The organism is Stenotrophomonas acidaminiphila (assembly GCF_014109845.1).
Taxonomy (GTDB): domain Bacteria; phylum Pseudomonadota; class Gammaproteobacteria; order Xanthomonadales; family Xanthomonadaceae; genus Stenotrophomonas; species Stenotrophomonas acidaminiphila.
Genome location: NZ_CP043567.1, coordinates 582,343 through 608,683 on the forward strand (window position 1 = coordinate 582,343; position 26,341 = coordinate 608,683).

Annotated in this window: 28 protein-coding genes; 2 read left to right on the top strand and 26 right to left on the bottom strand. The window is 70.5% G+C overall.

Features of this window, described 5'->3' with window-relative positions:
- Positions 1-20: 20 nt before the first annotated feature.
- Positions 21-308, top strand: a complete 288-nt coding sequence (locus tag F0P95_RS02835; RefSeq protein WP_161614598.1) for a DUF2782 domain-containing protein — start codon at positions 21-23, stop codon at positions 306-308.
- 180 nt (positions 309-488) lie between these two features.
- Here the strand turns inward: F0P95_RS02835 and F0P95_RS02840 are convergent, their stop codons facing one another.
- The 20 genes from F0P95_RS02840 to F0P95_RS02935 all read right to left on the bottom strand — a co-directional run bounded on the left by F0P95_RS02840 (position 489) and on the right by F0P95_RS02935 (position 20,649).
- A complete protein-coding gene (locus tag F0P95_RS02840; RefSeq protein WP_182335618.1) occupies positions 489-938 on the bottom strand; it encodes a universal stress protein in 450 nt (149 codons plus the stop codon).
- Positions 939-1,048: 110 nt separating this feature from the next.
- On the bottom strand, positions 1,049-3,238 hold the full coding sequence (gene uvrD, locus F0P95_RS02845) for a DNA helicase II (protein WP_182335619.1): 2,190 nt from the start codon (positions 3,236-3,238) through the stop codon (positions 1,049-1,051).
- 40 nt (positions 3,239-3,278) lie between these two features.
- A complete protein-coding gene (locus F0P95_RS02850) occupies positions 3,279-4,667 on the bottom strand; it encodes an FAD/NAD(P)-binding protein (RefSeq protein WP_182335620.1) in 1,389 nt (462 codons plus the stop codon).
- Positions 4,668-4,829: 162 nt separating this feature from the next.
- Positions 4,830-4,997, bottom strand: coding sequence for a 50S ribosomal protein L33 (rpmG, locus tag F0P95_RS02855; RefSeq protein ID WP_172675037.1), 168 nt, complete (start codon positions 4,995-4,997; stop codon positions 4,830-4,832).
- A gap of 10 nt (positions 4,998-5,007) precedes the next feature.
- Positions 5,008-5,244 (bottom strand): 50S ribosomal protein L28, encoded by a 237-nt coding sequence (gene rpmB, locus F0P95_RS02860; RefSeq protein WP_054668347.1) that lies wholly within the window; start codon positions 5,242-5,244, stop codon positions 5,008-5,010.
- 215 nt (positions 5,245-5,459) lie between these two features.
- On the bottom strand, positions 5,460-6,002 hold the full coding sequence (locus F0P95_RS17450) for a hypothetical protein (RefSeq protein ID WP_232528746.1): 543 nt from the start codon (positions 6,000-6,002) through the stop codon (positions 5,460-5,462).
- Between the two features lie 201 nt (positions 6,003-6,203).
- On the bottom strand, positions 6,204-6,836 hold the full coding sequence (locus tag F0P95_RS02870) for a cation efflux transmembrane domain-containing protein (RefSeq protein WP_054668352.1): 633 nt from the start codon (positions 6,834-6,836) through the stop codon (positions 6,204-6,206).
- Positions 6,837-6,950: 114 nt separating this feature from the next.
- A complete protein-coding gene (locus F0P95_RS02875; RefSeq protein ID WP_425515897.1) occupies positions 6,951-10,154 on the bottom strand; it encodes an efflux RND transporter permease subunit in 3,204 nt (1,067 codons plus the stop codon).
- Entirely contained in the window at positions 10,144-11,139 is a 996-nt protein-coding gene (locus F0P95_RS02880) for an efflux RND transporter periplasmic adaptor subunit (protein WP_056930983.1), read from the bottom strand. The genes F0P95_RS02875 and F0P95_RS02880 overlap by 11 nt, the downstream gene beginning before the upstream one ends.
- A complete protein-coding gene (locus F0P95_RS02885; RefSeq protein WP_182335621.1) occupies positions 11,136-12,407 on the bottom strand; it encodes a TolC family protein in 1,272 nt (423 codons plus the stop codon). The genes F0P95_RS02880 and F0P95_RS02885 overlap by 4 nt, the downstream gene beginning before the upstream one ends.
- 55 nt (positions 12,408-12,462) lie before the next feature.
- Complete coding sequence (locus F0P95_RS02890; RefSeq protein WP_182335622.1) at positions 12,463-12,846, bottom strand: hypothetical protein; 384 nt, start codon at positions 12,844-12,846, stop codon at positions 12,463-12,465.
- A 73-nt stretch (positions 12,847-12,919) separates the two neighbouring features.
- Entirely contained in the window at positions 12,920-14,707 is a 1,788-nt protein-coding gene (locus F0P95_RS02895; RefSeq protein ID WP_182335623.1) for a DUF885 domain-containing protein, read from the bottom strand.
- A gap of 148 nt (positions 14,708-14,855) precedes the next feature.
- Positions 14,856-15,188: a lipid-A-disaccharide synthase N-terminal domain-containing protein gene (locus F0P95_RS02900; protein ID WP_425515898.1), complete on the bottom strand. Its 333-nt coding sequence runs from the start codon at positions 15,186-15,188 to the stop codon at positions 14,856-14,858.
- Between the two features lie 2 nt (positions 15,189-15,190).
- Positions 15,191-15,913 (bottom strand): glycosyltransferase family 2 protein, encoded by a 723-nt coding sequence (locus F0P95_RS02905; RefSeq protein ID WP_056932369.1) that lies wholly within the window; start codon positions 15,911-15,913, stop codon positions 15,191-15,193.
- 70 nt (positions 15,914-15,983) lie between these two features.
- On the bottom strand, positions 15,984-16,949 hold the full coding sequence (locus F0P95_RS02910) for an SDR family NAD(P)-dependent oxidoreductase (RefSeq protein WP_182335624.1): 966 nt from the start codon (positions 16,947-16,949) through the stop codon (positions 15,984-15,986).
- 195 nt (positions 16,950-17,144) lie between these two features.
- Complete coding sequence (locus F0P95_RS02915) at positions 17,145-17,447, bottom strand: helix-hairpin-helix domain-containing protein (protein ID WP_054668371.1); 303 nt, start codon at positions 17,445-17,447, stop codon at positions 17,145-17,147.
- 34 nt (positions 17,448-17,481) lie between these two features.
- The gene (locus F0P95_RS02920) at positions 17,482-18,396 is read right to left on the bottom strand and encodes a ParB/RepB/Spo0J family partition protein (protein WP_182335625.1); all 915 of its coding nucleotides are present in this window, start codon (positions 18,394-18,396) and stop codon (positions 17,482-17,484) included.
- Positions 18,396-19,193 (bottom strand): ParA family protein, encoded by a 798-nt coding sequence (locus F0P95_RS02925; RefSeq protein ID WP_182335626.1) that lies wholly within the window; start codon positions 19,191-19,193, stop codon positions 18,396-18,398. The genes F0P95_RS02920 and F0P95_RS02925 overlap by 1 nt, the downstream gene beginning before the upstream one ends.
- A 207-nt stretch (positions 19,194-19,400) precedes the next feature.
- On the bottom strand, positions 19,401-20,039 hold the full coding sequence (gene rsmG / locus F0P95_RS02930) for a 16S rRNA (guanine(527)-N(7))-methyltransferase RsmG (protein ID WP_182335627.1): 639 nt from the start codon (positions 20,037-20,039) through the stop codon (positions 19,401-19,403).
- Positions 20,040-20,061: 22 nt separating this feature from the next.
- Positions 20,062-20,649: a 4'-phosphopantetheinyl transferase family protein gene (locus F0P95_RS02935; RefSeq protein ID WP_425515925.1), complete on the bottom strand. Its 588-nt coding sequence runs from the start codon at positions 20,647-20,649 to the stop codon at positions 20,062-20,064.
- 96 nt (positions 20,650-20,745) lie between these two features.
- Here F0P95_RS02935 and F0P95_RS02940 point away from each other — a divergent pair, with 96 nt between their 5' ends.
- Positions 20,746-21,000 carry a GlsB/YeaQ/YmgE family stress response membrane protein gene (locus tag F0P95_RS02940; protein WP_182335629.1) on the top strand — a complete coding sequence of 85 codons (255 nt, stop codon included), beginning with the start codon at positions 20,746-20,748 and terminating at the stop codon, positions 20,998-21,000.
- 54 nt (positions 21,001-21,054) lie between these two features.
- On the opposite strand, the gene xth is transcribed toward F0P95_RS02940, so the two are convergent.
- The 6 genes from xth to F0P95_RS02970 form a co-directional block, all read right to left on the bottom strand.
- Positions 21,055-21,828, bottom strand: coding sequence for an exodeoxyribonuclease III (xth, locus tag F0P95_RS02945; protein ID WP_056932371.1), 774 nt, complete (start codon positions 21,826-21,828; stop codon positions 21,055-21,057).
- A gap of 65 nt (positions 21,829-21,893) precedes the next feature.
- Positions 21,894-22,559 carry a sulfate/molybdate ABC transporter ATP-binding protein gene (locus tag F0P95_RS02950; RefSeq protein ID WP_182335630.1) on the bottom strand — a complete coding sequence of 222 codons (666 nt, stop codon included), beginning with the start codon at positions 22,557-22,559 and terminating at the stop codon, positions 21,894-21,896.
- The gene (gene modB, locus F0P95_RS02955; protein ID WP_182335631.1) at positions 22,549-23,235 is read right to left on the bottom strand and encodes a molybdate ABC transporter permease subunit; all 687 of its coding nucleotides are present in this window, start codon (positions 23,233-23,235) and stop codon (positions 22,549-22,551) included. The genes F0P95_RS02950 and modB overlap by 11 nt, the downstream gene beginning before the upstream one ends.
- Complete coding sequence (gene modA / locus F0P95_RS02960; protein ID WP_182335632.1) at positions 23,235-23,975, bottom strand: molybdate ABC transporter substrate-binding protein; 741 nt, start codon at positions 23,973-23,975, stop codon at positions 23,235-23,237. The genes modB and modA overlap by 1 nt, the downstream gene beginning before the upstream one ends.
- Positions 23,976-24,089: 114 nt before the next feature.
- Positions 24,090-25,421 (bottom strand): MFS transporter, encoded by a 1,332-nt coding sequence (locus F0P95_RS02965; protein WP_182335633.1) that lies wholly within the window; start codon positions 25,419-25,421, stop codon positions 24,090-24,092.
- Positions 25,422-25,447: 26 nt separating this feature from the next.
- A complete protein-coding gene (locus F0P95_RS02970; RefSeq protein WP_182335634.1) occupies positions 25,448-26,338 on the bottom strand; it encodes a peptidylprolyl isomerase in 891 nt (296 codons plus the stop codon).
- Positions 26,339-26,341: the final 3 nt, after the last annotated feature.

Below are 26,341 nucleotides of genomic sequence, written 5' to 3' on the forward strand. Positions count from 1 at the left end.
CGATGCGAGGAGCCGCCGTCATGAAACACCTGCTGCTGATTCCCCTGCTTGCCCTGGCCGGTTGCGCCAGCATGGGCCGGGACGCCGATGCGCCGCCGGTGGACGTGACCGGCGCCGATGTCACCCGCCGCAGCCTCGACAACGGCGACACCATCGAGGAATACCGCGTCGGCAGCCAGCTGCGCATGGTCAAGGTCACTCCCGCACGCGGGGCGCCGTTCTACCTTTACGACCGCAATGGCGACGGCCGCATGGACAACGACAAGGACGGCGTGTCGCCGGTCTACTGGAAGCTGTACAGCTGGTGATCGCCTTCGCCGCCGCGGCGGGCATGGCCTGCCGCGGCCGGCACCGGCGGACACGGAAAAGCCCCCTTCGGCAACAATGGCATTGAAGGGGGTACGCTGAAAACGGAAAAGGGCGGCAGCCTCGCCGGTGGGAGGGCGCAGGCGCCCTCCCCCGGATCGATCAGCGCCGGCGCGGCGACCTCAGCGGATCACCAGCACCGGCACCTTGCTGCGCGCCAGCACTTCGGCGGTCTGGCTGCCGAGCAGAACCCGGGTCATGCCGCGGCGGCCGTGCGAGGTCATCACCAGCAGGTCGCTGCCGCAGGCATCGGCGGTCTCGATGATGCCGTCGGCCGCATAGCGGTCGAGCACGTGGTGGCCGATCACCTCGGCCACGCCGGCCGCACGCGCGGCGTCCAGCGACGGCTGCAGGATCTTCTGCGCCGCAGCCTCGCGGTCCTGCTTGTATTCGGGGCTGGCTTCGTAGCCGGCGCTCCAGCCCATGGCGTCGTACATGCCCACGGCCCACGGCTCGGAAACGGTGACGATGTCGACCCTGGCGCCGAGTTGCGCCGCCAGTTCCAGGCCCTTCTGCAGGCCCTTCATGGCCAGTTCGGAACCATCGGTCGCGATCAGGATGCGCTTGTACATGGCGGTGTTCCTTGGCAAGGGTGGCAGGAGAGCATTACACACCCGCGCCCGCCCCGGCGCATTGAGCCTGATCAAACGGCCGGCCGCGGGCGACCGCCGCGCTGCGGCGCCTAGAGCACGTTCAGGTTGGCGTAGGCCATCACCAGCCACTTGCTGCCGGCCTCGGCGAACTCGACCTGCACCCGCGCATGCGCGCCGCTGCCTTCATAGTCGGTGACCACGCCCTCGCCGAACTTGGGGTGGCTGACGCTGGCGCCCAGGCGGATCGCCGGCGCCTCCAGCGCGGCATGGCCGGTCACCCGGCTGCTGCCGAGCGAGGCCGGGCGCGAGACCTGCACCTTGGGCCGCACTTCGTGCAGCAGTTCGCGCGGGATCTCGCGCAGGAAGCGCGACGGCAGGCTGTAGTTGTCCTGGCCGTGGATGCGGCGCGACTCGGCGTAACCCAGCACCAGCTTCTGCCGGGCGCGGGTGATGCCGACGTAGGCCAGCCGGCGCTCTTCTTCCAGCCGGCCGCTTTCCTCCAGCGAGCGCGCGCCCGGGAACAGCCCTTCCTCCAGCCCGGCCAGGAACACCAGCGGGAACTCCAGGCCCTTGGCCGAATGCAGCGTCATCAGCTGCACGCCGTCCTCGCCGGCCTGGGCCTGGCCTTCGCCGGCCTCCAGCGAGGCGTAGGACAGGAAGGCAACCAGCTCGCTCATGTCGGCGGCGCCCTCCTCGTCCTGGTCGCGCTGGACGAAACGCGAGGCCACCGAGACCAGTTCGTCGAGGTTGTCGCTGCGCGATTCGGAGTCGAGCGTGTTGCGGCTCTCCTTGCTCCAGTGTTCGCGCAGCGCCGAGCGCACCAGCACGTGGTCGATGCGCTCGGCCAGGGTCATCTGCGTGGTTTCGCCGCCGATCTGCTGGACCAGGTTGAGGAATCCGGCCAGCGCGTTCCTGGCACGCGCGGCGAGGTCGCCGCCCTGGGTGGCGAGCATCGCCGCCTCCCACAACGACAGCGACTGCGCGCGCGCGACGCGCCGCACTTCGTCCAGGGTGCGCTCGCCGATGCCGCGCGCCGGCGTATTCACCGCGCGCTCGAACGCCGCGTCGTCGTTGCGGTTGGTCAGCAGCCGCAGGTAGGCCAGCGCGTCCTTGATCTCGGCGCGCTCGAAGAAGCGCATGCCGCCGTACACGCGGTACGGCACCTGTTCGGACAGCAGCGCCTCTTCGAAGGCACGCGACTGCGCGTTGCTGCGGTAAAGCACGGCGATGTCGCCGTAGCTGCCGCCGTCGCGCCCCCACTGCCGCGCACGCTCGACCAGGTAGCGCGCCTCGTCCATCTCGTTGTAGGCGGCATACAGGTCGATCGGCTCGCCGTCGCCGCTGTCGGTCCACAGCTGCTTGCCGATGCGGTCCGGGTTGTGCGCGATGACCGCGTTGGCGGCGTTGAGGATGTTGGCGCTGGAGCGGTAGTTCTGCTCCAGGCGGATGGTCTGCGCGCCCGGGAAATCCTTGAGGAAGCGCTGCACGTTCTCGACCTTGGCGCCGCGCCAGCCGTAGATGGCCTGGTCGTCGTCGCCGACCACGAACACGTGGCCCGAGTCGCCGGCCAGCACGCGCACGAAGGCGTACTGGATGGCATTGGTGTCCTGGAACTCGTCGACCAGGATCTCGCCGAAGCGCGCGCGGTAGTGGGCCAGCAGCGCCGGGTTGTCGCGCAGCAGTTCGTGCGCGCGCAGCAGCAGTTCGGCGAAATCCACCAGCCCGGCGCGGTCGCAGCGCGCCTGGTACTCGATGTAGGCCTGGCGCATGGTTTCCAGCCAGGCATCGTGCGGCTCGGGCTGGATGTGCTGCGGGCGCCGGCCTTCGTCCTTCTGCGCGTTGATCCACCACGCGATCTGCTTGGCCGGGAACTTGCCGTCGTCCAGCTCCAGCGCCTGCACCACGCGCTTGACCAGCCGCAGCTGGTCGTCCGAATCCATCACCTGGAACGCTTCGGGCAACCGGGCATCGGCCCAGTGCAGGCGCAGCAGGCGGTGGGCCAGGCCATGGAACGTGCCGATCCACATGCCGCGCGCACCGTTGCGCAGCTGCAGGTCGATGCGCTGGCGCATCTCGCCGGCGGCCTTGTTGGTGAAGGTCACCGCGAAGATGCCGTGGGTCGGCACGCCGTGCACTTCGTTGAGCCAGGCGATGCGGTGGGTGAGCACGCGGGTCTTGCCGGAGCCGGCGCCGGCAAGGATCAGGTAGTGGCCGGGGGCAGCGGAAACGGCCTCGCGCTGGGCCGGGTTCAGCCCATCGAGCAGGTGGGAAACATCCATCGGCGCATTCTACGGGAAAGGCCCCGGCGGCACCGTGCGTTCAGCCCAGCGGCGGCTGCAGCCGGGCGGCCGCCTGCTGCGCCTGCACGCGCAGTTCGGGTATCGCCAGGCTCTCCCACAGGCGGCCGATGCGCAGGCTGCCGAGCACCTGTATGCGCGGCTCGGCCACGCCGTCCGCATCGAGCAGGCTGCCGTCCGGCGCGCTGTCGATGCCGATGCCGTGCGGCCCGGGGCGGGCGACGCCACTGCCCAGCATCTGCTGCAGCAGCGGATTGCGCATGGCCTGCGCGCGCATCTCCACGCCGGTGGCGTTGATCACGCAGTGCGCATCGATCTGGAACGGCTGCCGCCGCCGGTCGAGCGCGCCCAGGCGCACGCAGGCGCCTTCGGCGATGGCGGTTTCCAGGCGGCCGCGGTGCAGGTGCAGGCGGCCCTGCCGCTGCAGTTCCAGCAACTGCGCATGCACCGGCACGGCGATGCGGTGCCGGTGCACGTCCCAGTAGCGCACCACGTGGCGCAGGAAGCGGCGCTGGTCGTCCAGCGACAGCGATTGCCACAACGCCTGGCCCAGCGGCCGGATGCGTTCCATCACGTTCTGCCACGGGATGCCGCGCCGCGCGGCCTCGGCCGCATGCCGGCGCAGCGCGCGCACGCGCTGGCGCAGGCCCATGGCCAGCAACGGCTCGGGATCGTAGTCGGCGGCCGGGCCCTGCGCATGCGGCAGCGGCAGCAGCGCATGGCGCGAAAGCACGTGCACCTGCCCGCGATGCCCGCAGGCGGCAAGCGACGCCACGCTGTCGGCCATGCTCAGCCCGGAGCCGACGATGGCCACGTCGGCGCTGGCGGCGACGTCCTGCAGCGCGTCGTAATCCCAGGCCTCGATGCGCCTGCCGGGCGGCACCGCGCTGGCGCCGCGGGCCGGCAGCGGGCGCAGCGCGTTGCCGGTACACAGCGCCACCGATCCGGCCAGCAGCGCCGGGCCCGCATCCAGCTGCAGCACAATGCCGGCGGCGTGGCGTTCCAGCGCCTGGACCCGCGCCGCGCGCACGTCCAGCAACGCCGGGCTGGCGTCCACTGCCTGCTGCAGGCGCTGCCGCAGGTACGCCGCGTAGTGGTGGCGGGCGACGAAGGCACGCGCCAGCACCTCGCGCTCGACCCCGGGGAACGCGTCCTGCGCGAGCAGGTAATCGAGGAAGTCGTCGGGACGGTCGGGGAAGCCACTCATCCGCCCGGCCGGCACGTTGAGCAGGTGCGCGGGGTGGCGCGTGGCGTAGGCCACGCCGCGGCCGAGCGGCAGCTGCGGCTCGACGATCACCACGCGCAGCGCGCGGGTGGCGCCGCGCAGCACGCCGATCGCCACGAGCACGCCGGCGGCACCGCCGCCGATGATCGCGATGTCGCAGGCCTGCGTCTGGTCGGAAACTGTCATGCGCCGATTGTAGGCGATGCCGCCACCACTGCCTGATGCCGCCGGCGCATGTGCTGATGGTGGTGCCGATGGCCTGCCGACAGCCTGCCCATGGCCCTGAAACACGGAACCCGCCTTGCGGCGGGTCCGGTGTGGAACGGTGATCCAGGCAATCCTTGCGGATTACTTGATCTTGCCTTCCTTGTACATCACGTGCTTGCGGACCACCGGGTCGTACTTCAGGAATTCCATCTTCCCCGGGGTGTTCTTCTTGTTCTTGTCGGTCGTGTAGAAGTGGCCAGTGCCGGCCGAGGAAATCATACGGACCTTATCGCGCTTACCTGCCATGATGGTTTACTCCTCAGACCTTTTCGCCGCGCGCACGCAGCTCAGCCAGAACGGAATCGATGCCGTTCTTGTCGATGGTGCGCAGTGCATGCGCGGAAACACGAAGCTTGACCCAGCGGTTCTCGCTGGCGACCCAGAAACGACGCTCGTGCAGGTTCGGCTGGAAACGACGACGGGTCTTGTTGTTGGCATGCGAGACGTTGTTACCCGTCTGCACCTTCTTGCCGGAAACTTGGCAAACTCGGGACATTGCGCACCTCGGTAATGTCGGTTGTCTCTTCCTTGGCCAGGAAGAGGGCGGCCCCGGCGGTTGCCCGCCACGTGTCATGGGAATCAAAGGGTTACGCTGACGAGGGTGGGCGGATGACACGTTCCCGACCACCGATCCGGAGGTTTCCGGACACAGCGAGCCGGCAATTATGCCGGGCCAGGGCCTCGAGTGCAAACCGCCGGCCGCGGCCGGCCCTAGCGGGGCGCGAAATCCAGGCTCCGGCGCCAGCGCAGCGGCGTGCCGGCCCGGCCCGGGTCCGGCGGAAACAGGCTCAGGTAGCCGGCGGCGATGGCGCGGTCGCGCAGGCGTTCACCCACGCCTTCGGCCACTTCGACCTCCACATGGGTGACCTTGCCCTGCGGATCGACGTCCATCGCCCAGACCAGCCGGCCCGCCCATTGTTCCGGGGCGATCGAGGCATCGTAGTTCGGGCGCCCGGCAACATAGGGAACGTCGCGCTGCTGGAACAATGGCGCGTCCTCCAACCGTGGATCGACGCGGATCGTCGCCGTGTTGCTGCCACCGTCGCCGAGGACCACATGCGCGGTCCAGTCTCCCGGCCGGCCGCCGCTGCCCAGGTCGGCCCGATAGCACCGCTTGGCGCCACGGTAGTCGTCATGACGCTGCAGGGACACCGGCGTGCCGTCGGCATCGCGCAGCTCCAGCTGCAGGCCGCCGACATCGCCGGTCGCGGCAGTGGCGGCCACACAGATCTGGTGCTCCTGATCGCCGGTCATGACGAACTGCCGGGTCTGCTGGCGGGCAAGCGCGTCAGCCGGGGCCTGGACCACAGGAGCTCGATGTAGATGCCACTGTCCTGCGCGGCGGCCGCGCCGCACAGCGACAACAGGATGGGCACGGCAAGATGGCGCGCTCGCATGGGTCCGCTCCCTGGAGGTACCGCCGGACTCTAGCCAGCCCGGCAGGTGCAGATCAAATCAGGACGCGCGCGCCTGCGCGCCACGCAGTTCACGCCAGGCCGTGCGCGCCACCTTCCAGGCCGAGCGCAGGAACAGCAGCAGCAAGGCCACCGCGATCAGCAGGTCCGGCCAGCCGGCACCGAACGCCCACACCGCCAGCGCGGCCAGGATCACCGCGCCGCCTTCGTAGACGTCGTTCAACGAGCACGCCCAGGCCGATGCCAGGTTGATGTCGCCCTGGCGGTAGGGCCACAACAGGCGCAGGCACAGCAGGTTGGCGGCGAGGTTCAGCAGCGCGGCGATGCCCATGCTCTCGAACAACGGCAGCTGCGGATGGGCCAGCTTCCAGCCGATGCCCACGGCCACCGCGATGGCCGCGCACAGGATGAAGGCCGCCTTGAGCAGGGCAACCCTCGCCTTGGCGGCGAGGCCGGCACCGACCACCGCCAGGCTCAGCGCGTAGGTCAGCGCGTCGCCCAGGTTGTCCAGGCTGCCAGACAGCAGCGAAGCCGAACCGCTGTGCCAGGCCGCGGCCATCATCATCACGAAGGTCAGCAGGTTGATCGCCAGCACCCACACCAGCACACGCCGCTGGCGGGCCTGCATGCGCCCGACCTCCAGGGTTCGGCCACAGCCGCAACAATCGCTCATTCCGCTTCCAGACCCGATGCCCGGGCCCATTTTCCCACCGGCGGGCACCGATTGCAGCGCACCCCGCAGCGCAGCGTCCCCGGCCCACGCCGAAGGCGTGGACCGGGGCCGGATTCACGACTCGCGGCGATGCAGCCAGCGGTACAGCACCGGCAGCACCAGCAGCGTCAACAGGGTCGAGGACACGATGCCGCCGATCACCACCGTGGCCAGCGGCCGCTGCACTTCCGAACCGGCGCCGACGTTGAAGGCCATCGGCACGAAGCCCAGCGACGCCACCAGCGCGGTCATCAGCACCGGCCGCAGGCGGCCCAGCGCGCCTTCGCGCACCGCCTCCAGCAGTGGCCGCCCCTGCTCGCGCAGGCTGCGCACGAAGCTGATCATCACCAGTCCGTTGAGCACCGCCACGCCGGACAGCGCGATGAAGCCCACGCCCGCGGAGATCGACAACGGGATGCCGCGCAGGGCCAGTGCCAGCACGCCGCCGGTCAGCGCCAGCGGCACCCCGCTGAACACGATGGCCGCATCCCTGCCCGAGCCGAACGCCCAGAACAGCATCGCGAAGATCAGGGTCAGCGTCACCGGCACCACCACCGCCAGCCGCTGGCTGGCCGAGATCATCTGCTCGAAGCTGCCGCCGTAGTCGATCCAGTAGCCGGCCGGCAGCTGTACGCGGGTGTTGATGGCCTGCTGCAGTTCGCTGACGAAGCTGCCCAGGTCGCGGTCGCGCACGTTGGCGGTGACCACGATGCGACGCTTGCCGTTGTAGCGGTTGATCTGGTTGGGACCTTCGCTGGCTTCGATGCTCGCCAGTTCGCGCAGCGGCACCGTGCGCGGGTTGCCGGTGAACACGCCGGCGGCACCGCCGCGGCTCAGTTCATCGGCATTGCCGCTGGCCAGCGCGGTTTCCAGCGACACCGGCAGGTCCGCCAGGGCCGCTGGATCCTGCCGCAGTTCCTCCGGCAGGCGCACCACGATGTTGAAGCGGCGGTCCCCCTCGAACAACTGCCCGGCCACCTGCCCGCCCACCGCGGTGGCCACCGTGGACTGCACCTGGCCCGGGTTCAGGCCATAGCCGGCGAGTTTCTGCCGGTCCGGGGTAACGGTGAGCAGCGGCAGGCCGCTGGTCTGCTCCAGCCGCACGTCGGCGGCACCGGCCACGCCCGCGGCCACCTTCTCGATGCGGCGCCCGACCTCCGTCAGCGTGTCCAGGTCGTCGCCGTAGAGCATCACCGCCACGTCGGCGCGCACGCCGGAGATCAGTTCGTTCATGCGCATCTGGATGGGCTGGGTGAACTCGTAGTTGTTGCCCGGCATTTCCTCCACCGCCCGCTCCAGCTCGGCCACCAGGTCGGCGCGCGGCTTGCGCGGATCCGGCCACTGGCTGCGCGGCTTCATCATGATGAAGGTGTCGGCCACCGATGGCGGCATCGGGTCCGACGCGACTTCCGCCGTGCCGACCCGGGAGAACACCTTGGTCACCTCCGGGAACTGCAGCAGGCGCAGCTCGATCTGCCGCTGCATCTGCAGCGACTGGGTCAGGCTGGTGCCGGGGATGCGCATGGCCTGCATCGCCACGTCGCCTTCGTCGAGGTTGGGCACGAACTCGCTGCCCAGCCTGGTTGCCAGCAGGCCGCAGCCGATCACCAGGGCCAGCGCGCCGGCCACCATCCAGCTGCCGCGGCGCATGGCCAGGTCGAGCAGCGGCTGGTAGCGCCGGCGCAGCCACGCCATCAGCCGGTTCTCCTTCTCCTGCACGCGGCCACCCAGGAACAGCGCGATCGCCGCCGGCACGAAGGTCAGGCACAACAGCATCGCCCCGCTCAGCGCCAGCACCACGGTGATCGCCATCGGGTGGAACATTTTCCCTTCCACCCCGGTGAGGGCGAAGATCGGCAGGTACACGGCGGTGATGATGCCCAGGCCGAACAGGCTGGGACGGATCACCTCGGCGGTGGCGGCCGCGGTCTCGGCGAAACGCTCGGCGTGCGTCATCGCCCGGCCCAGCGCATGCGTGCGCTCGCCGAAGCGGCGCAGGCAGTTCTCGATGATGATCACCGCGCCGTCCACGATCAGGCCGAAGTCCAGCGCGCCCAGGCTCATCAGGTTGGCCGACACGCCGCCGCGCGCCATGCCGGTGAGGGTGAACAGCATCGCCAGCGGGATCACCGCGGCGGTGATCAGCGCCGCGCGGAAGTTGCCCAGCAGCAGGAACAGCACCACGATCACCAGCAGCGCGCCCTCCAGCAGATTGCGGGCCACGGTCTCGACGGTGCGCTCCACCAGCGCGGTACGGTCATAGCTGGCGGTGACGGTGACGCCTTCGGGCAGGCTGCGCTGCGCCTGTTCCAGCCGTGCCGCTGCGGCCTGGGACACGTCACGGCTGTTGGCGCCGATCAGCATCACCACCGTGCCCATCACCACTTCATGGCCGTTCTGGGTGGCCGCGCCGCTGCGCAGCTCCGGGCCTTCGGCAACGTTGGCCACGTCGTGCACGTGGATCGGCACGCCCTCGCGGCGGTCCAGCACGATGTTGCCGATCTGCTCCAGGTCGGCGACCTGGCCGGGGATGCGCACCAGGAACTGCTGGCCGTTGCGCTCGATGTAGCCGGCGCCCACGTTCTGGTTGTTGGCCTCGACCGCGGCAGCGACGTCCTCCAGGGTGAAGCCCAGCGCGCGCAGCTTGGCCGGGTCCGGGGTGATGTGCACCTGGCGCTGGAACCCGCCGATGGTATTGACCTCGGTAACGCCGGGGACGTTGCGCAGCTGCGGCCGGATCACCCAGTCCTGCAGGGTGCGCAGGTCGGTGGCGGTGTAGGGGGTGCCATCGGGCTTGCGCGCCTCGGGGTCGGCGTCGATGGTGTACATGAAGATCTCGCCCAGGCCGGTGGCGATCGGCCCGAGTTGCGGGTCGAGGCCGTCCGGTATCTGCGAGCGCGCCTGCTGCAGGCGTTCGGCCACCTGCTGGCGGGCGAAGTAGATGTCGGTGCCGTCCTCGAACACCACCGTCACCTGCGACAGCCCGTAGCGCGACAGCGAGCGCATGTAGTCCATCTTCGGCAGCCCGGCCAGCACCATCTCCACCGGGAAGGTGATGCGCTGTTCGGTCTCCAGCGGCGAGTAGCCGGGCGCGGCGGTATTGACCTGCACCTGCACGTTGGTGATGTCGGGGGTGGCGTCGATCGGCAGGCGGGTGAAGCTCCAGGCGCCAATCAGCACCAGCGCACCGGTCAGCAGCAGCATCAGCCAGCGATGGGCGATGGCGGCCGCGACGATGCGTTCGAGCAGGCCGGCGCGCGGCGTGGCATCAGTGTTCATGGCCTGCCCCCGCCTTGCCGATGTCGGCCTTCACCGTGTAGCTCTGCTCCACGACCACGTCCTCGCCGGCCTGCAGGCCGGCGCTGACCGCCACCTGGCGGGCGTCGCGCGCGCCGAGCGTGACCGGCCGCGCCTGGTAGGTATCGCCCTTGCGCACGAACACCACGTCGCGCCCGTCCATGGTCTGCAGCGCGGTCAACGGCACCACGATGGCCGCCGGCGCGCTCGCCACCACGATGCGCGCACGCACCGCCGCGCCCGGCCGCCACAGGCCGTCGCTGTTGTCCACGGTGGCGCGCGCCACCGTGCTCTGGCTGGCGGTGGCGGTGCCCGGCAGCACCCGCTCCAGGCGGGTGGTCTGGCTGGCGCCGTCGGCCATGCGGGTGACGGTCACCGGCACGCCGGCGGTGATGTGCTGGGTATCGGCACCGAAGATGTGCAGGTCCACCCACAGCTGCGACAGATCGCCGATCTCGAACAGCGGCTGGCCTTCGGCGGCGATGCCGCCTACCCGCGCCTGGCGCGACAGCACCACGCCGGAGATCGGTGCACTGACGCCGTAGGTGGTCAGGCTCAGGTTGCTGTCGATGCTGGCCAGCGGCTGGCCGGCACGCACGCGGTCGCCGACGTTGGCCAGCAGCGCGCGGATCGGGCCGGGGAAACGCGCGGTGACCTGCGCGGTACGGCCGTCGATCGGCGTCAGCAGGCCCTGTACCTCGTGCTCGTCGACGATGGTGCCGGCGCCGGCGACGGCACTGACGATGCCGGCCGCCTTGGCGCGCTCGGCGGGAATGGTGGTCTGCTCGGGGCCGCCATCCGCGTCGGCGTGGCCGTCGTCATCGGCATGCCCGGGTTCTTCCTGCGCGGCAGCGTCCGCTGCCTCGGCGGGAGCGGCGGGCTTGTCGCCGCAGCCGGCAAGCGCGGCGGCCAGTACGGCCAGCGCGGCCAGGCGGAACAGGGGGGAGAGATGCGGGGAAGCCTTCATGGCGTGTTTCCTTCGGAAGCGGTGGTGACCAGGGGCTGCCCGGTCAGGCGCTGGATTTCGATCAGGGCGGTCTGCGCGGCGAGCGCGGCATCGAGCTGGCGCTGGCGCGCCTCGATGCGCATGGCCTGCAGCTGGCCCCACTCCATGTAGCTGATGGCGCCGGCGCGCCAGGCGGTCTCGGCGGCCTTCTCGGCGCGTTGCAGCTGCGGCAGCACGTCGCTGTCCATGCGCGCCACTTCCAGTCGCGCGGTGCCGTAACGGCCGTGGGCCTCGGCCAGCGTCGAGTACAGCTGCAGCGCGCGTGATTCGCGCTGCACCGCGCTCATCGCCAGCTCGGTCTCGGCGGCACGGATCTCAGGCCCGGCGCGGCGGGCGGTGCCCAGCGGCATGCTGAAGCCACCGACCAGTCCGTTGTCGCCGCTGGCGCGGCTGTTGCGCACGCCCAGTTGCCAGGACAGGTTGCCGCGCAGTTCGCTGCGCGCCAGCTGCAGCTGTGCCTCGCGCACGCGCGCCTCACCGGCGATGACCGCCAGTTCCGGCGTATCGGACAGCAGCGTCGCCAGCTGCTGGAAATCCTCCAGCGCCGGCAATTGCAGCGGCTCGCCGCTGACCTCGGTGAAGTCGGCTTCGCGCGCGTTCCACAACGCCGCCAGGGCCATGCGCGCGGCGCGCTCGGCCTGCTCGGCGCGGTCGCGGTCGAGTTCGGCCTGGGCCAATGCCGCCTGCGCGGTCATCAGCGTCGATGCGGGCGACGCACCCGCCAGCATGCGCACCCGCGCGGCGGCAACCGCACGGCGGCGCTGCTCGATGTCGTCCATCGCGATCCGGCGCTGGCCACGCGCGGCGGTGACGGCCAGGTAGCGGCGCGCCACCTCGGCCATCAGGTCCAGGCGGGTGATCTCGCGCTGCGGCGCGATCGCGTCGATGTTGGCCTGGGCCAGCGCGCGGCGGGCATCGAGCTTGCCACCGCGCTCGAGCACGCCGGCCAGCGAAACGGTGACTTCGCTGGCATCGAAGCCGCGGTTGGCGCCGGTGCCCAGGGCGTTTTCGACATCGACGCCGAACACCAGCGGTGGCTTGAAACCGGCGCCCTCGTAGCGGGCCTCGGCGGCGGCACGCTGCAGGACGGGCAGGCGCAGGTCGGGATGGGTGCGGGCGACGCGGCTGACCGCCTCGTCCAGGGTCAAAGGTACAGGCGGCGACGACACCTGCGCGAAGGCGCACGGTGCGATCGCCAGGGCCGCAAGCGCGGCCAGGCGTTTCCACATGGGGAATCTCCGGATTTCGGCAAAGGATCGGGACGTCCGCGCGGCGGACGCGGCATCAGGCCGTAATCGGAGGACGCAGCAGGCTTTCCAGTGGCGCCGGGCGCCAGCGGGTGTCGTGCGGGGTGGTGGCGGTGGCGGCCGGCGGCATCGCCAGGTCCCAGGTCACGGCGGCGAACGGCAGCACGCCGCCGTGGCCGTGGCAGTGGCCGCAATGCACCAGCGCGTGCAGCAGGCGGGCGCCACCGTCGGATTCGTCGTGGCCGGTGTCCGCTTCCAGTACCGGGTCGTGCGCGGCGGCCGGGTGATCGGCGTGGGTCATCGCATGCAGCTCGCCCAGCGCCGAGGCCAGTGCGCCGCCGGCGGTGCCAAACGCGATCACCGCCAGCACCAGCAGGCGGAGCAGCAGCGACGGCGGACGGCGGCGCAGGAACGCGATCATGCGCGGCAGGGTAGCCGCGACATGCCGCGTTACACAATCTCGTCGCGCCGGCGCGTCCGCCTGGCAGGCCGGGTCAGGCCTTCTTGCGCTCTTCGATATAGGCCTTGATCTGCCGCTCCAGCACCGGCAGCGGCACCGACCCCTGCCTGAGGATGGCGTCGTGGAAGGACTTGACGTCGAACTTGTCGCCCAGCTCCTTCTCGGCCTGCGCGCGCAGCTTGACGATGGTGATCTCGCCCAGCTTGTAGCTCAGCGCCTGCGCCGGCCAGGAAATGTAGCGGTCGACCTCGGTGGTCACCTCGTGCTCGCTCAGCGCGGTGTGGTCGCGCAGGTAGGCGATGGCGCGTTCGCGGTTCCAGCCGTAGTGGTGCACGCCGGTGTCGATGACCAGGCGGCAGGCGCGCCACATCTCGTAGGTCAGCCGCCCGAAATCCTCGTACGGGGTTTCGTAGATGCCCATCTCGATGCCGAGCTTCTCGCTGTACAGGCCCCAGCCCTCGCCGTAGGCGGAGATGTAGGCGCCGCGGCGGAAGTCCGGCTGCTCGCCCTGCTCGGCGGCCAGCGCGCCCTGCAGCGCATGGCCCGGGTCGGATTCATGCAGGGTCAGCGCCGGCAGGTTGTACAGCGGGCGCGCCGGCAGGTTGTAGGTGTTGACCCAGTAGGTGCCCATGCCGCCGCGGCCGGCGGTCCAGAACGGGGCGATGTCCGGCGGCACCGGCACGATGGTGAAGCGCGCCCGCGGCAGGGTCATGAACTTGCCGATCACGCCGTCGACGCGCTTGGAGATCCAGGCCGCGCGCCACAACAGCTCTTCCGGGGTCTTCGCGTAGAACTGCGGGTCGGTGCGCAGGAACTCGAGGAAGTCGGCGAAGCGGGTCTGCTCGCTGCTGCCCTTGAACCCCACCTTGTCGATGATCGCGTTCATCTCCTGCTGGATGCGGTTGACCTCGCTCAGGCCCAGCGCGTGGATCTGCTGCGGGCTCATGTCCAGGGTGGTGTACTCGCGGATCTGCTGGCGGTAGAACGCCTTGCCGCCGGGCATCTTTTCCGCGGCCAGGGTGGTGCGCGCCTGCGGCACGTATTCCTCGCGGAAGAACGCCAGCAGCTTGCCGAACGCCGGGATCACGCTGCCGCCGATCGCCTGCCGCGCCTCCTCGCGCAGCTTCTGCTGCTCATCGGCCGGAATGCTGGCCGGCAGCTTCCGGAACGGCGCATACAGCGGCGATTCGCCTGGGTCCTTCAGCTCGGCCACGGTCGAGATCGAGACATCGCGGCCGTCGAGCACCGCGCGCGGCACGCTGAAGCCGCGCTCCAGGCCGGCACGCATGTTGGCGGTCTGCTGGTCGAAGTAGCGCGGCACGTCGTTCAGCCGCGCGATGTAATTGCGGTAGTCCTGCGCGGTCTTCATCTCGCGCCGGGCCATGAAGCCCAGGTTCGACCAGAACGAGGAATCCGAATTGAACGGCATCTCGTAGGCGCGCAGGCGCACCGCGTCGGCCAGGCTCTCCACCTGGTACTTGTAGATGGCGTAGTTGACCTGGTTCTCGGCCGAGAGCGTGGCCGGGTCGATGGTCTTGAGCTGCTGCAGCACCTCGTCCCATACCTTCAGGCGCGCGGCCTGCGCCTCCGGGCCGACGTCCGGCAGGCGGGTGGCGTTGGCCGGGGCGTCCTCGTCCTCGCTGGCCTCGCCGCCACCGGCCTGGCGCCAGGCCCATTCCTTCGCGTAGATCGCCTTGAACTGCGCATCGGCATCCTGCACGGCCAGCGCCGCAGGGGCGGAGGTCCTGGCGGGTGCGGCGTGGACGACGGCGCCCGGCAGGGCAAGGGCGAGCAGCAGGGCAACGGACAGGGAGGTTTTCACGAACGGCGGACTCTTCGGGAAACAGACCCCGATCATGTCACCGGCGGCCCGGCCGTGCATGGTTCGAAAGTCCTGCCCGCAGGCACCGGCGCGGGCCGGGACGCGGGCGGGAAAGGCGCTGCCGCGCGTCGCCGGTGTTGCCGGCGGCTCAGTGCCCGGCCTTGTCCCGCTTCCAGCCGCGGTGGCGGATGTCCAGGTACAGGCTGTAGAGCGCGGTGAAGGTGGGGAACAGGTTGCCGAGGATGCCCACCGCGTCGTTCTTGCCGAACACGAAGTAGCTCAGCGTCATCAGGCTGCCGAGGATGCTCATGTACCAGAACAGGCGCGGGATCACCGGCTTGCCCTGGCGCTTGCTGGCGATGAACTGCACCAGCCAGCGGCCGCCGAACATCAAGGTGCCGGTCAGGCCGATCAGCTTCCACGGCGACATGTGCACGCCGGTCCACTCCAGCCACGGCAGCGGCTGGCTCATGAAGTCCATGTTCAGACCTCCTCGACCGCGGTGCGCCTGCTGCGCACGATCAGCCAGGCCACGCCGCGCAGGTCGCGGATGCCGACCAGGGCACGGCCGAGATTGTTGTACTTGGACACCCCGGCAGTGCGGTGGCGGTGGTTGACCGGCACGCTCACCGTCTGCCAGCCGGCGCGCTGCATCAGCGCCGGCAGGTAGCGGTGCATGTGGTCGAAATACGGCAGGTCGAGGAACGCCGCGCGCTCGAACAGCTTGATCCCGCAGCCGGTGTCGGGCGTGTCGTCGCGCAGCATGCGCGCGCGGATGCGGTTGGCCCAGCGGCTGGCCCAGCGCTTGGACCCGGAATCCTGGCGGTTGACCCGCCAGCCGGCGAACAGCTTCACCCCGGGCGCGGCGGCGTCGCGCGCGGCCAGCAGTTTCGGGATGTCGGCCGGGTCGTTCTGGCCGTCGCCGTCGAGGGTGGCGATCCACGGCCCGCGCGCGGCCTTGACCCCGGTGCGCACGGCGGTGCTCTGCCCGCTCTGGCTGACATGGTGCAGCACGCGCAGCTCGGGGTTGGCGGCCTTGAGCGAGCGCAGTACCTGCAGGGTGTCGTCCCTGGAGTCGTCATCGACGTAGACGATCTCGAAATCCACCCGGCCGCGCAGCGCGGCGGTGATCTCGCCGACCAGGGGCGCGACGTTGTCGCGTTCGTTGAAGACGGGGACGACCACCGAAAGTGCGGGTTGGCTCATCGCGGGATCCGTTCGTGCAGTAGGAAAAAAGACCGCGCATTTTCCGGTACGCGGCTGGATGGAAGATCGGTCAGGCGGCGGCGCCGAAATAATCGCGGCACCAGGCCACCACCGGCGGCAGCCCGGCCTCGATCGGCGTGACCGGCTCGAAGCCGAAGGCAGCGCGCGCGCGCGCGGTGTCGGCCATGGTCTCCACCATGTCGCCCGGCTGCATCGGCCTGTAGACCTTCTGCGCGGGGCGGCCGGCGGCCGTGGCGATCACCTCGATGAAGCGCTCCAGCTCCACCGGGGTGTGGTTGCCGAGGTTGAACACCCGATGCGGCACGGGCGCCTCCGAAGGGTGGTCGAGTGCGCCGAGGATACCGGCGACGATGTCGGAAACATGCGTGAAGTCGCGGCGCATGCGGCCTTCGTTGAACACCTCGATCGGCCGCCCGGCCAGCACCGCGCGCGAGAACAGCAGCGGCGCCATGTCCGGCCGGCCCCACGGGCCGTACACGGTGAAGAAGCGCAGGCCGGTGGCGCGCAGGCCGTACAACTGCGCATAGGTATGCGCCATCAGCTCGTTGGCGGCCTTGGTCGCCGCGTACAGCGAGCGCGGCTGGTCCACGCGCTGGTCCTCGGAGAACGGCGGCGTGGCCGAATCGCCGTAGACCGAGCTGCTGGACGCATAGACCAGGTGCTGCACGCCGCGGTGGCGGCACAGCTCCAGCATGTTGACGAAGCCGACCAGGTTGCTGTCGACGTAGGCGTGCGGGTTCTGCAGCGAGTAGCGCACCCCGGCCTGCGCCGCCAGGTGGACCACCCGCGACGGGCGGATCTCGTCGAACAGCGCGGCCAGGCCGTCGCGGTCGGTCAGGTCCAGCGTGCGGATGTCGACCTGCGGGCACAGCGCGGCGACGCGGTCGCGCTTGAGCTGCGGGTCGTAGTAGTCGTTGTAGTTGTCCAGGCCGACCACACGCTCGCCGCGCGTGGCCAGTGCCTGGCAGGTGTAGGCGCCGATGAAGCCGGCGGCGCCGGTGACGAGAACGGTCATCTGTCGGATCCGGAAAAGTACGGGGTCAAGCGCCTCTCCACGGGGAAGAGGCATCGGGGCCGGCACCACGGCGGGCGCCGGCATGCCCGGCATGCATCGAGGCGGCCGCCACTGCACGCCCGGCCATGCCGGGCGGCGTTGCCGGCAGCGGCCATTGTCGCCGCCGCGCCTGCCGGCGTGGACGGGGACGCCGGCTCACAGCGTCAACGGGTCCCGCGCCAGCGCGGCCTTGCGCTCCCGGCTGAAGGCCCACCAGGGCTGCGGATCGCCGCCTTCCATGAAGCGCACGACCGACAGGAACACGTCGATCACGCAGGGGTCGTGCACCACGCCGGTCTTCAGGCACAGCTGCGCGTACATGTCGTAGGGATCACGCCCGCGCAGGTGCGCGGGAACCCGGATCCCGATCAGACGGAGATCCTTTTCACAGGCCGGCCCGACATTCGGCAGGTCGGTCAGACGCAACAGGTGATTGCGGTCGACCTTGGTGGGGTTCATTGCCTTGCATGCACCTCGGGGGTGGGACGGGACGTCAGCCGTGCTGACGGGTACGCAGCCTTTCCAGCACGCCGTCGAGCGTGTCCAGGTCGGTGTAGTGGATGACCAGCTTGCCCTTGCCGCCGCGGCCGTGGTTGATGGCGACCTTGGTGCCCAGCGATTCGGACAGCTCGGTCTCCAGCGAGGCGATGTCGGCCTGCGGCGCGCTCGGCGCCGGCTTGGCCTTGCGCGCGCCCGGCACCTTGCCGGCGGCGAACTGCTGGGCGCGGTGTTCGACCTCGCGCACCGACCAGCCTTCGTCGGCGGCGTCCTGCGCCAGCTTGGTCGCCAGCTCCGGCGCCAGCGTCAGCAGCGCGCGGGCATGGCCCATTTCCAGGCGGCGGCTTTCCAGCAGCACGCGCACGCCGGCGGGCAGGTCGATCAGGCGCAGCAGGTTGGATACCGAGGCGCGCGAGCGGCCCACCGCCTGCGCGGCTTCGGCGTGGGTCAGCGAGAACTCGGAGATCAGCCGCTGCAGCGCCTCGGCCTCCTCCAGCGGGTTGAGGTCCTCGCGCTGGATGTTCTCGATCAGCGCCATGGCGATGACGGTGCGGTCTTCCAGCTCGCGCACCACCACCGGCACTTCGTCCAGCCCGGCCAGGCGCGAGGCGCGCCAGCGGCGTTCGCCGGCGACGATCTCGTACCTGCCGCCCTCGACCTGGCGCACCAGGATCGGCTGGATCACGCCCTGGGCCTTGATCGACTCGGACAGCTCGGACAGCTTGGCCTCGTCCATTTCGCGGCGCGGCTGGTACTTGCCCGGCTGCAGCAGGTCGATCTGCAGCTTGCGCAGCACCTCGCCCGGCTGCGGTTCGGCCACCGCCGCCACCGATACCGGCGTCACCGCGCCCTTGGGGCCCAGCAGCGCGTCAAGGCCACGGCCCAGGCCGCGTTTCTTTGCAGCACTCATCAGACAGCCTCCATGGCCCTGGCGGCCCTGTTGCGTTCATCGGTGCGGCGGATGAGCTCGCCCGCCAGACCGAGGTAGGCCACGCCGCCGCGCGAGGTGCGGTCGTAGCCGACGATGCTCTGGCCATGGCTCGGCGCCTCGGCCAGGCGCACGTTGCGCGGCACGATGGTGCGGAACACGCGGTCGCCGAAATGCTCGGTCAGCTCGGCCGATACCGCGTTGGCCAGGTTGTTGCGCACGTCGAACATGGTGCGCAGCACACCTTCGATCTCCAGCGCCGGGTTGAGGTTGGCGCGCAGCGCCTCGATGGTCTCCACCAGCGCGCTCAGGCCTTCCAGCGCGTAGTACTCGCACTGCATCGGCACCAGCACCGAGTCGGCGGCGGCCAGCGCGTTGAGGGTCAGCAGCGACAGTGCCGGTGGGCAGTCGATCAGGATGAAGTCGTATTCGCCGCGGATCGGCGCCAGCGCGCGCTTGAGGCGCTGCTCGCGGCCTTCCTGCTCCATCAGCTGGATCTCGGCCGCGGTCAGGTCGATGTTGCCCGGCAGCAGGTCGTAGCCCTCCGGCGCCTTCACCCGGATGTCGGCCGCGGCGCTCTCGCCCAGCAGCAGGTCGCAGGTCGATGCCGCGACTTCGCGCTTGTCCACGCCGCTGCCCATGGTCGCGTTGCCCTGCGAATCCAGGTCGACCAGCAGCACGCGCCGGGGCGCTGCGGCAAGGGCGGCGGCCAGGTTCACGGCGGTGGTGGTCTTGCCGACGCCGCCTTTCTGGTTGGCGATGGCGATGATGCGAGCCATGCGGATGGGCCTCATGGGCTGGAAGGTTGGGACTGGCCATTATGCGGGCTGGGGACCGGATCGGGGAAATCCCGGCCTTGCCGCATGTGGCCGTGCGCCTCCCGCCCCGGACGGGGCGGCCCGCAGCGCGCACGGCGGCGCCGGCCGGACGCCGAGCGGGGTGTCTCGCCAGCCGCGACGGCCTCATTGGCCGGCAGGGAGCGGGCCCTAGCTGCGGCTGCACACCACCAGGTGGCGCTCGCCGACCAGCCCCGGCACCTGCAGCGGGCGCACGTCGAGCACGTGCCAGTCGGCCGGCAGCGCGGCGATTTCCTCGTGCGGGTATACGCCCTTCATCGCCAGCAGGTGGCCGCCGGGGCGCAGCAGGTGGCCGCCGACCGCGACGATGCCGGCCAGGGTGTCCATGGCGCGCGCGGTGAGGTTGTCGTAGGCGGCCGGCTCGTCCAGCGCCTCGGCGCGGGATTCGGCGACGCGGGCGTTGCCCAGGCCGAGCTGGCGCACCGCCTCGCGCAGGAAACGCGCCTTCTTGCCGTTGCTCTCCACCAGCGTCACCTGCAGTTGCGGGCGGGCGATGGCCAGCGGGATGCCGGGCAGCCCGGGGCCGGTGCCGAGGTCGGCCAGGGTGCCGGATTCGACGTGCGGCACCATGGCCAGCGAATCGAGCAGGTGGCGGGTGACCATCTCGTGCGGGTCGCGGATGGCGGTGAGGTTGTAGGTGCGGTTCCAGCGCACCAGCAGCGCCAGATAGGCCAGCAGCGGCGGCGCCAGCGCGGCGTCCAGGCCCATGGCCTGCAGGCCAGCCTGCAGTTCGTCGGCCACGCCGGGCGGGAGGGATGTGTCGTTCATCGGCGGATTATCGCAGAGCGGTTCAGAACGGGTACCAGGCCAGCGCGGCGCGGAAGTCCGGCGTGGCCTGCCATTCGTGCAGGTGCCAGCGCGCGGCCTCGCCGAGCCCGGGATCGCACCAGGCCAGGTGCAGGGCATCGTCCGCGCCGGGAGCGAAGCACAACCGGTGCAGGCCGAAGGACAGGCCATGGCCGTGCGCCTTGAGCAGGGCTTCCTTGGCGCACCACACGCGGAAGAACCAGTGCTCGCGGCTGGCATCGTCCAGGCTGTCCAGCCAGGCGATCTCGTCGGGATGGAAGAAGCGCGCGATCACCTGCCGCATCTGCCGGCGCGGGCGCTGCTGCTCCAGGTCCACGCCAAGCCGGGCGTGTTCGCCCAGCGCCACCAGCAGGTGGCCGCCGCTGTGGCTCCAGCCGGTGCCGTAATGGGCCAGCTCGCCGATCAGCCAGGGCCGCCCGCGCTCGTCGCGGGTCAGCGGCAGCGACTGCGGCGTGTCGCCGAGCTCGGCCGCCAGCAGTTCGCGCGCCTGCGGCTCGCCACGGGCGCCGGGCTGGTGCGGCAGGTGCCACACCCTCACCTGCCCGAACCGCCACGCCTGCAGCGGCTGGATCAACGCCCGCCCCCGGTCCACAGGCGCTTCACGCCCGATCGTCTTGACTGCACCGGTCGCACCGCTCCGGGTGCACGCACGAAAGGAGACATCGGCATGGGCATCATCATCTGGTTGATCGTGGGCGGCGTTGTCGGCTGGCTGGCCAGCCTCATCATGCGCCGCGACGCGCAGCAGGGCATCATCCTGAACATCGTGGTGGGCATCATCGGCGCGATGATCGCCGGCTTCCTGTTCAGCGGCGGCAGCATCAACGGCGCCATCACCCTGCGCTCGTTCCTGCTGTCGCTGCTCGGCGCAGTGATCCTGCTGGCCATCGTCAACCTGTTCACGCGCAAGAGCATCCGCTGAGCGGCGGAGCCGCGCCTGGCGAAGCCCGGCCGGTAACGGCCGGGCTTCGTCGTCTCAGTCCTTCGCCAGCTGCACCCATGCCGGGGCATGGTCGCTGGGACGGTCCCAGGTACGCGGTTCGCGGTCGATGCCGGCGGCCACCGCCGTCGGCCGCAGTGCCTCGGACACCAGGGTCAGGTCGATGCGCAGGCCCAGGTCGCGGCGGAACCCCGCGGCACGGTAATCCCACCAGCTGAACACCCCGGCCGCATCGTTGTGCAGGCGGAAGCCGTCGTGCAGGCCCAGCTGCAGCAGCTTGTTCAGCGCGCCGCGCTCGGCGGTGGACGTGAGGATATGGTCGCCGTTCCACACCGCCGGGTCGTGTACGTCGCGGTCGTCCGGGGCGATGTTGAAGTCGCCCAGCACCACCAGCCGCGGGTGCCTGGACAACTCGGCGGCGACCCAGTCATGCACCGCCTCCAGCCAGCGCAGCTTGTAGGCGTACTTGTCGGTGCCCACGTCCTGGCCATTGACCACGTACAGGTTGATCACGCGCACGCCATTGATGGTGCCGGCGATCGCCCGCTTCTGCTCGTCGTCGAAACCGGGGATGCCGATCTGCACGTCCTCGATCGGGTCGCGCGCCAGCAGCGCCACGCCGTTGTAGGTCTTCTGCCCGGCGAACACGTTGCGGTAGCCCAGCTCCAGCAGGCGCGTATCCGGGAACTTGTGGTCCTCCAGCTTGGTTTCCTGGATGCCGACCACGTCCGGGGCGAAGCCGGCCAGCCACTGTTCCAGGTGCGGCAGGCGGACATTGAGCGAGTTGACGTTCCACGAGGCGATTTTCATGGCGCGATTCTACCCGCTCGATCCGCTGCCTTCCGTCATCGCCGAAAGCGGCGCGCGCCGCCGGCTCACGCCTGCATGCGGCCATCGGCCATGTGCACGACCTGCTGGCCGAACAGCGCCACGTCCTCGGGGTCGTGGCTGATCAGCAGCAGCGGGATGCCGGTCTCCGCGAGCACGCCTTCCAGCTCGCGCCGCAGGTGCGCGCGCAGGGCGTGGTCGAGGGCGGCGAAGGGCTCGTCGAGCAGCAGCGCCTGCGGCCGGGTGACCAGCGCGCGGGCCAGCGCGGTGCGCTGGCGCTGGCCGCCGGAGATCTGCGCGGGCAGCAGGTCGCCGATGGTGTCGATGCCGAATGCCTGCAGCCAGTGCTCCACCGCGGCGATGCGGCAGCCGCGCGGCGGATTGCGCCAGCCCCGGCGCAGGCCGAAGGCGACGTTCTGGCGCACGCTCAGGTGCGGGAACAGCGCATAGTCCTGGAACACGTAGCCGATCCGGCGCTGCTGCGGGGACAGGTGGATGCCGGCAGCGGCATCGAACAGCGGCTGGCCGTGCATGCGGATGCTGCCGGCGTCCGGCCGCAGCAGGCCGGCCACGGCTTTCAGGGTCAGGCTCTTGCCCGCGCCCGACGGGCCGAACAGCACCACCCGCGGTTGCCGGCAACGCAGCGCGGCCTGCAGCCGGAAGCGCTGCCCGGCGGCCTGCAGCTGGCAGTGGATGTCCAGTTCAAGCCACATCGCGCGCATCGCCGGAAGGGCGGCCAACCAGCCGGGCGGCGACCAGCAGCACGCCGATGCAGACCGCCGAGGACACCATTACCAGCAGGTTGGCGCGGCCGTCGTTGCCCGCCTGCACCGCTTCGTAGATGGCGATGGACAGGGTCTGGGTACGGCCGGGGATGCTGCCGGCCACCATGATGGTGGCGCCGAACTCGCCCATCGCCCGCGCGAACGCCAGCAGCAGCCCGGCGAGGATGCCGCGCCAGGCCAGCGGCAGGGTGACCCGGAAGAACAGCGCCGGCTCGGATACGCCCAGTGTCCGCGCGGCCTGCTCCAGTTGTCCGTCCACGCCTTCGAACGCGGCCCGCGCCGGCTTGAACACCAGCGGCAGCGACGCCACCGCCGCGGCGATCACCGCCGCCTGCCAGGTGAACACCAGGTTGATGCCGAAGCTGCGCTGCAGCCATGCGCCCAGCGGCCCGTTGCTGCCGATCAGCACCAGCAGGTAATAGCCCAGCACGGTCGGCGGCAGGATCATCGGCAGGGTCAACAGCGTGTCCAGCAGTTCGCGGCCGGGAAAGCGGCGCCGCGCCAGCAGCCCGCCCAGCGCGATGCCCAGCACCAGGTTGATCGCGGTCGCGCAGCCGGCCACCTTCAGCGACAGCCACAGCGCACTCCAGTCCAGGTCGAGCATCAAGGGCTTCCGAAACCATGCCGGCGCAGGATGGCCTGGCCGGCGGGCGAGCGCACGAAGGCGATGAAGCGCCGCGCCTCGTCGGCGTTGCGGCTGCCCTTGACCATCGCCAGCGGGTAGTGGATGCCGCCGGGCAACGGCACCTCGAACGCGCGCTGCACGCGGCCGGGCATGGCCAGCGCATCGGTGGCATAGACGAAGCCAGCATCGACCTCGCCGCGCGCCACGTAGTCCAGCGACTGGCGCACGTTCTGCGCCAGGATCAGCCGGGGCTGCAGCGATGGCCACAGCCCGGCCTGCTGCAGCGCCTGCCGCGCATAGCGCCCGGCCGGCACGCTGTCGGGGTTGCCGAGCGTCACCCGGGTGACCGCCGGCCCGGCCAGCGCCGCCAGCGAGGCCGGCGGGGCGGCGGTGCGCGGCGGCACCACCACCCACAGCGCGTTGCGGGCGAACACCTGCCGGGTCGCCGGGTCCACCAGCCCGCGGCGGGCGGCCTGGTCCATCGTCGCCTGGTCGGCGAAGGCCAGCACGTCCACCGGCGCGCCGCGCGCGACCTGTTGCAGCAACACCCCGGACGCGGCGAAGTTCAAATCGACCCGGGCGTCCGGATGGCGCGCGGCGTAGGCGCCGGCGATCTCGCGGAAGCCTTCGGTCAGGCTGGACGCCGCCGACACCGTCAGCTCCGCGGCCGAGACCGGGAGGACGTGCAGCAGCAACAGCAGTATCCAGGACTTGTTCATGGCGGGATTCCGGGCGCACGGACCGCGTGGCGGGGAAAGGCGGCGGGGCGGCGCACCGTCATGGTAGCGCCGGTACGCCCTGCCCCCGCATCACGCGCTGCGCCGATGTCCGCCTCAACCGTGCCGCCGGCCGTCGGCCGCGGCCGCGTCGATGGCCTCCGGCAGATCGGTTTCGCGGTCGATCTGCGGGAAGCGGCGGCGTTCCATGCGGCGGATCGCGAAGTGCATCCACGCCAGCGCGCTGGACACCAGCACGAACAACAGCATGAAGCAGCTGCTCCAGATGCCGATCACGTCGTTCAGCGCACCGAACACGATCGGCAGGATGAAGCCGCCCAGGCCGCCGATCATGCCGACCACGCCGCCCACCGCACCGACATGCTGCGGGTAGTAGACGGGGATGTGCTTGTACACCGCCGCCTTGCCCAGCGACATGAAGAAGCCCAGCACGAACACCAGCACGGTGAACAGGGTCACGCCGATGGCCAGGTGGAAGGTGATCTCGCCATGCACGCCCTGCACCACGTAGCGGGTGTCCGGATAGGCGAGGATGAAGGTGCACAGGGCCGACACGCCCAGCGTCCAGTACATCACCCGGCGCGCGCCGATGCGGTCGGACAGCCAGCCGCCGACCACGCGGAACAGGCTGGCCGGGATCGAATAGCAGGCCGCCAGCATGCCCGCGGTGCCCACGTCCATGCCGTAGGCGCCGACCAGGTAGTGCGGCAGCCACAGCGCCAGCGCGACGAAGCCACCGAACACGAAGAAGTAGTAGAGCGAGAAGCGCCACACCTGCAGGTTCTTCAGCGGCGCCATCTGTTCGGCGAACGGCATCGGCTTGACGCCGCTGCGGCGGCGCTCTTCCAGCGAGGGGTCTTCCTTGCTGAACAGGTAGAACACGATGGCGGTGACCGCCAGCCCCACCGCCCACAGCTTGGCCACCATCATCCAGCCCGCGGCCACCATCACCATCGGCGCCAGCAGCTTGGTCACCGCCGAGCCGATGTTGCCGGCACCGAAGATGCCCAGCGCCGTGCCCTGCTTCTCCGGCGGGAACCACTTGGACACGTAGGTCACGCCGACCGAGAAGTTGCCGCCGGCGATACCCACGAACAACGCCGCCAGCAGGAACTGCGGGTAGGTCTGCGCATAGGTCAGCAGCCATGTCGCCACCGCGCCGCACAGCATCACCAGGGTCATCACCTTGCGCCCGCCGAACTGGTCGGACCAGATGCCGAGGAATACGCGGATCACCGAGCCGGTCAGTACCGGAGTGGCGATCAGCAGGCCGAACTGGGTGTCGTTCAGGCCCAGCTGCTTGCTGATCTGGATGCCGATGATCGCGAAGATCATCCACACCGCGAAGCACACGGTGAAGGCGAACGTACTCAGCCACAGCGCACGCTGCTGCTGCCCGGCACTGGCGGGAGCGAGGGCCTGGTTCATGGGAGTCCTCCTTGGGGAAATGGGGATCAGCCGGCCTCGGCCTCTATCTCCTCAAGGCCACGGACCGGGTAGCGTTCCTGCAACTGCAGCAGGTAGGCCTGGATTTCGCGCTGGCGTACCTGCAGCTCCAGGTAATCGCGGATCTGCGTATGCACCACCTCGAACGCCTGCGGCTGCCCGGGGGCGCAGGCCTCCACGCGGACCACGTGGTAGCCCCAGCGCGACTCCACCGGGAAGCCGGCCAGGCCCTCGCGCAGGCGGAACACCTGGCGGTCGAACTCCGGCGTGGTCTGGCCGCGCTGCAGCCAGCCCAGGTCGCCGCCATCGCTGGCGGAGGGGCAGCGCGAATGGCGCAGGGCGAAATCGGCGAACAGGTGCGGGTGGTCCTTGAGCTGGGCGAGCAGGCGCTCGGCCTCGCTGCGCGCGGCCAGGCGCCCGGCCACGTCGTCGGCTGGCGCCGCCAGCAGGATGTGGCGCACGTGCACCCGGTCGGGCGCGCGGAAGCGTTCGGGGTTCTGCTCGAAGTAGCGCCGGCACGCGTCCTCGTCCGGCACGCGGTCCTCCACGCCCTGCTCCAGCAGCTGCTGGATCAACGCCTCCTCGTCGCTGACCGTGCCGCCGGCCGGCGCCTGCAGGCCCAGCCGCCGTGCTTCGCGGCGCAGCAGTTCGCGCACCACCAGCGCGCGCGCGGCATCGGCGCGCGACTGCTCGGGACGCATCGCGCGGTGGTGCTGCATCTCGCGGGCGATGTCGGCTTCGCTGATCGCGGTGTCGTCCACGAACAGACGGCACGGTGCCGGCTGCCCCAGCGAGCGCGGGCCTTCGGCGTCGGCGTCATGATGGTGGCCGGCCTCGGCCGGTACCGGCTGCGCCGAATCGATCACGGTGATCGGCAGGATCCGCGTCTGCACGTTCATCGT

What these genes read in the sequence shown, in the direction of transcription:
- F0P95_RS02835 (WP_161614598.1), top strand. Translation starts at nt 21, where the DNA reads ATGAAACACCTGCTGCTGATTCCCCTGCTTGCCCTGGCCGGTTGCGCC.
- F0P95_RS02920 (WP_182335625.1), bottom strand. Translation starts at nt 18,396, where the DNA reads ATGAGTGCTGCAAAGAAACGCGGCCTGGGCCGTGGCCTTGACGCGCTG.
- F0P95_RS02915 (WP_054668371.1), bottom strand. Translation starts at nt 17,447, where the DNA reads ATGAACCCCACCAAGGTCGACCGCAATCACCTGTTGCGTCTGACCGAC.
- uvrD (WP_182335619.1), bottom strand. Translation starts at nt 3,238, where the DNA reads ATGGATGTTTCCCACCTGCTCGATGGGCTGAACCCGGCCCAGCGCGAG.
- modB (WP_182335631.1), bottom strand. Translation starts at nt 23,235, where the DNA reads ATGCTCGACCTGGACTGGAGTGCGCTGTGGCTGTCGCTGAAGGTGGCC.
- F0P95_RS02870 (WP_054668352.1), bottom strand. Translation starts at nt 6,836, where the DNA reads ATGAGCGATTGTTGCGGCTGTGGCCGAACCCTGGAGGTCGGGCGCATG.
- F0P95_RS02970 (WP_182335634.1), bottom strand. Translation starts at nt 26,338, where the DNA reads ATGAACGTGCAGACGCGGATCCTGCCGATCACCGTGATCGATTCGGCG.
- xth (WP_056932371.1), bottom strand. Translation starts at nt 21,828, where the DNA reads ATGAAAATCGCCTCGTGGAACGTCAACTCGCTCAATGTCCGCCTGCCG.
- rsmG (WP_182335627.1), bottom strand. Translation starts at nt 20,039, where the DNA reads ATGAACGACACATCCCTCCCGCCCGGCGTGGCCGACGAACTGCAGGCT.
- F0P95_RS02890 (WP_182335622.1), bottom strand. Translation starts at nt 12,846, where the DNA reads ATGATCGCGTTCCTGCGCCGCCGTCCGCCGTCGCTGCTGCTCCGCCTG.
- F0P95_RS02910 (WP_182335624.1), bottom strand. Translation starts at nt 16,949, where the DNA reads ATGACCGTTCTCGTCACCGGCGCCGCCGGCTTCATCGGCGCCTACACC.
- F0P95_RS17450 (WP_232528746.1), bottom strand. Translation starts at nt 6,002, where the DNA reads ATGACCGGCGATCAGGAGCACCAGATCTGTGTGGCCGCCACTGCCGCG.
- F0P95_RS02900 (WP_425515898.1), bottom strand. Translation starts at nt 15,188, where the DNA reads ATGGACTTCATGAGCCAGCCGCTGCCGTGGCTGGAGTGGACCGGCGTG.
- F0P95_RS02840 (WP_182335618.1), bottom strand. Translation starts at nt 938, where the DNA reads ATGTACAAGCGCATCCTGATCGCGACCGATGGTTCCGAACTGGCCATG.
- F0P95_RS02925 (WP_182335626.1), bottom strand. Translation starts at nt 19,193, where the DNA reads ATGGCTCGCATCATCGCCATCGCCAACCAGAAAGGCGGCGTCGGCAAG.
- F0P95_RS02885 (WP_182335621.1), bottom strand. Translation starts at nt 12,407, where the DNA reads ATGTGGAAACGCCTGGCCGCGCTTGCGGCCCTGGCGATCGCACCGTGC.
- F0P95_RS02880 (WP_056930983.1), bottom strand. Translation starts at nt 11,139, where the DNA reads ATGAAGGCTTCCCCGCATCTCTCCCCCCTGTTCCGCCTGGCCGCGCTG.
- F0P95_RS02950 (WP_182335630.1), bottom strand. Translation starts at nt 22,559, where the DNA reads ATGTGGCTTGAACTGGACATCCACTGCCAGCTGCAGGCCGCCGGGCAG.
- F0P95_RS02965 (WP_182335633.1), bottom strand. Translation starts at nt 25,421, where the DNA reads ATGAACCAGGCCCTCGCTCCCGCCAGTGCCGGGCAGCAGCAGCGTGCG.
- F0P95_RS02905 (WP_056932369.1), bottom strand. Translation starts at nt 15,913, where the DNA reads ATGAGCCAACCCGCACTTTCGGTGGTCGTCCCCGTCTTCAACGAACGC.
- modA (WP_182335632.1), bottom strand. Translation starts at nt 23,975, where the DNA reads ATGAACAAGTCCTGGATACTGCTGTTGCTGCTGCACGTCCTCCCGGTC.
- F0P95_RS02875 (WP_425515897.1), bottom strand. Translation starts at nt 10,154, where the DNA reads ATGAACACTGATGCCACGCCGCGCGCCGGCCTGCTCGAACGCATCGTC.
- F0P95_RS02940 (WP_182335629.1), top strand. Translation starts at nt 20,746, where the DNA reads ATGGGCATCATCATCTGGTTGATCGTGGGCGGCGTTGTCGGCTGGCTG.
- rpmB (WP_054668347.1), bottom strand. Translation starts at nt 5,244, where the DNA reads ATGTCCCGAGTTTGCCAAGTTTCCGGCAAGAAGGTGCAGACGGGTAAC.
- F0P95_RS02850 (WP_182335620.1), bottom strand. Translation starts at nt 4,667, where the DNA reads ATGACAGTTTCCGACCAGACGCAGGCCTGCGACATCGCGATCATCGGC.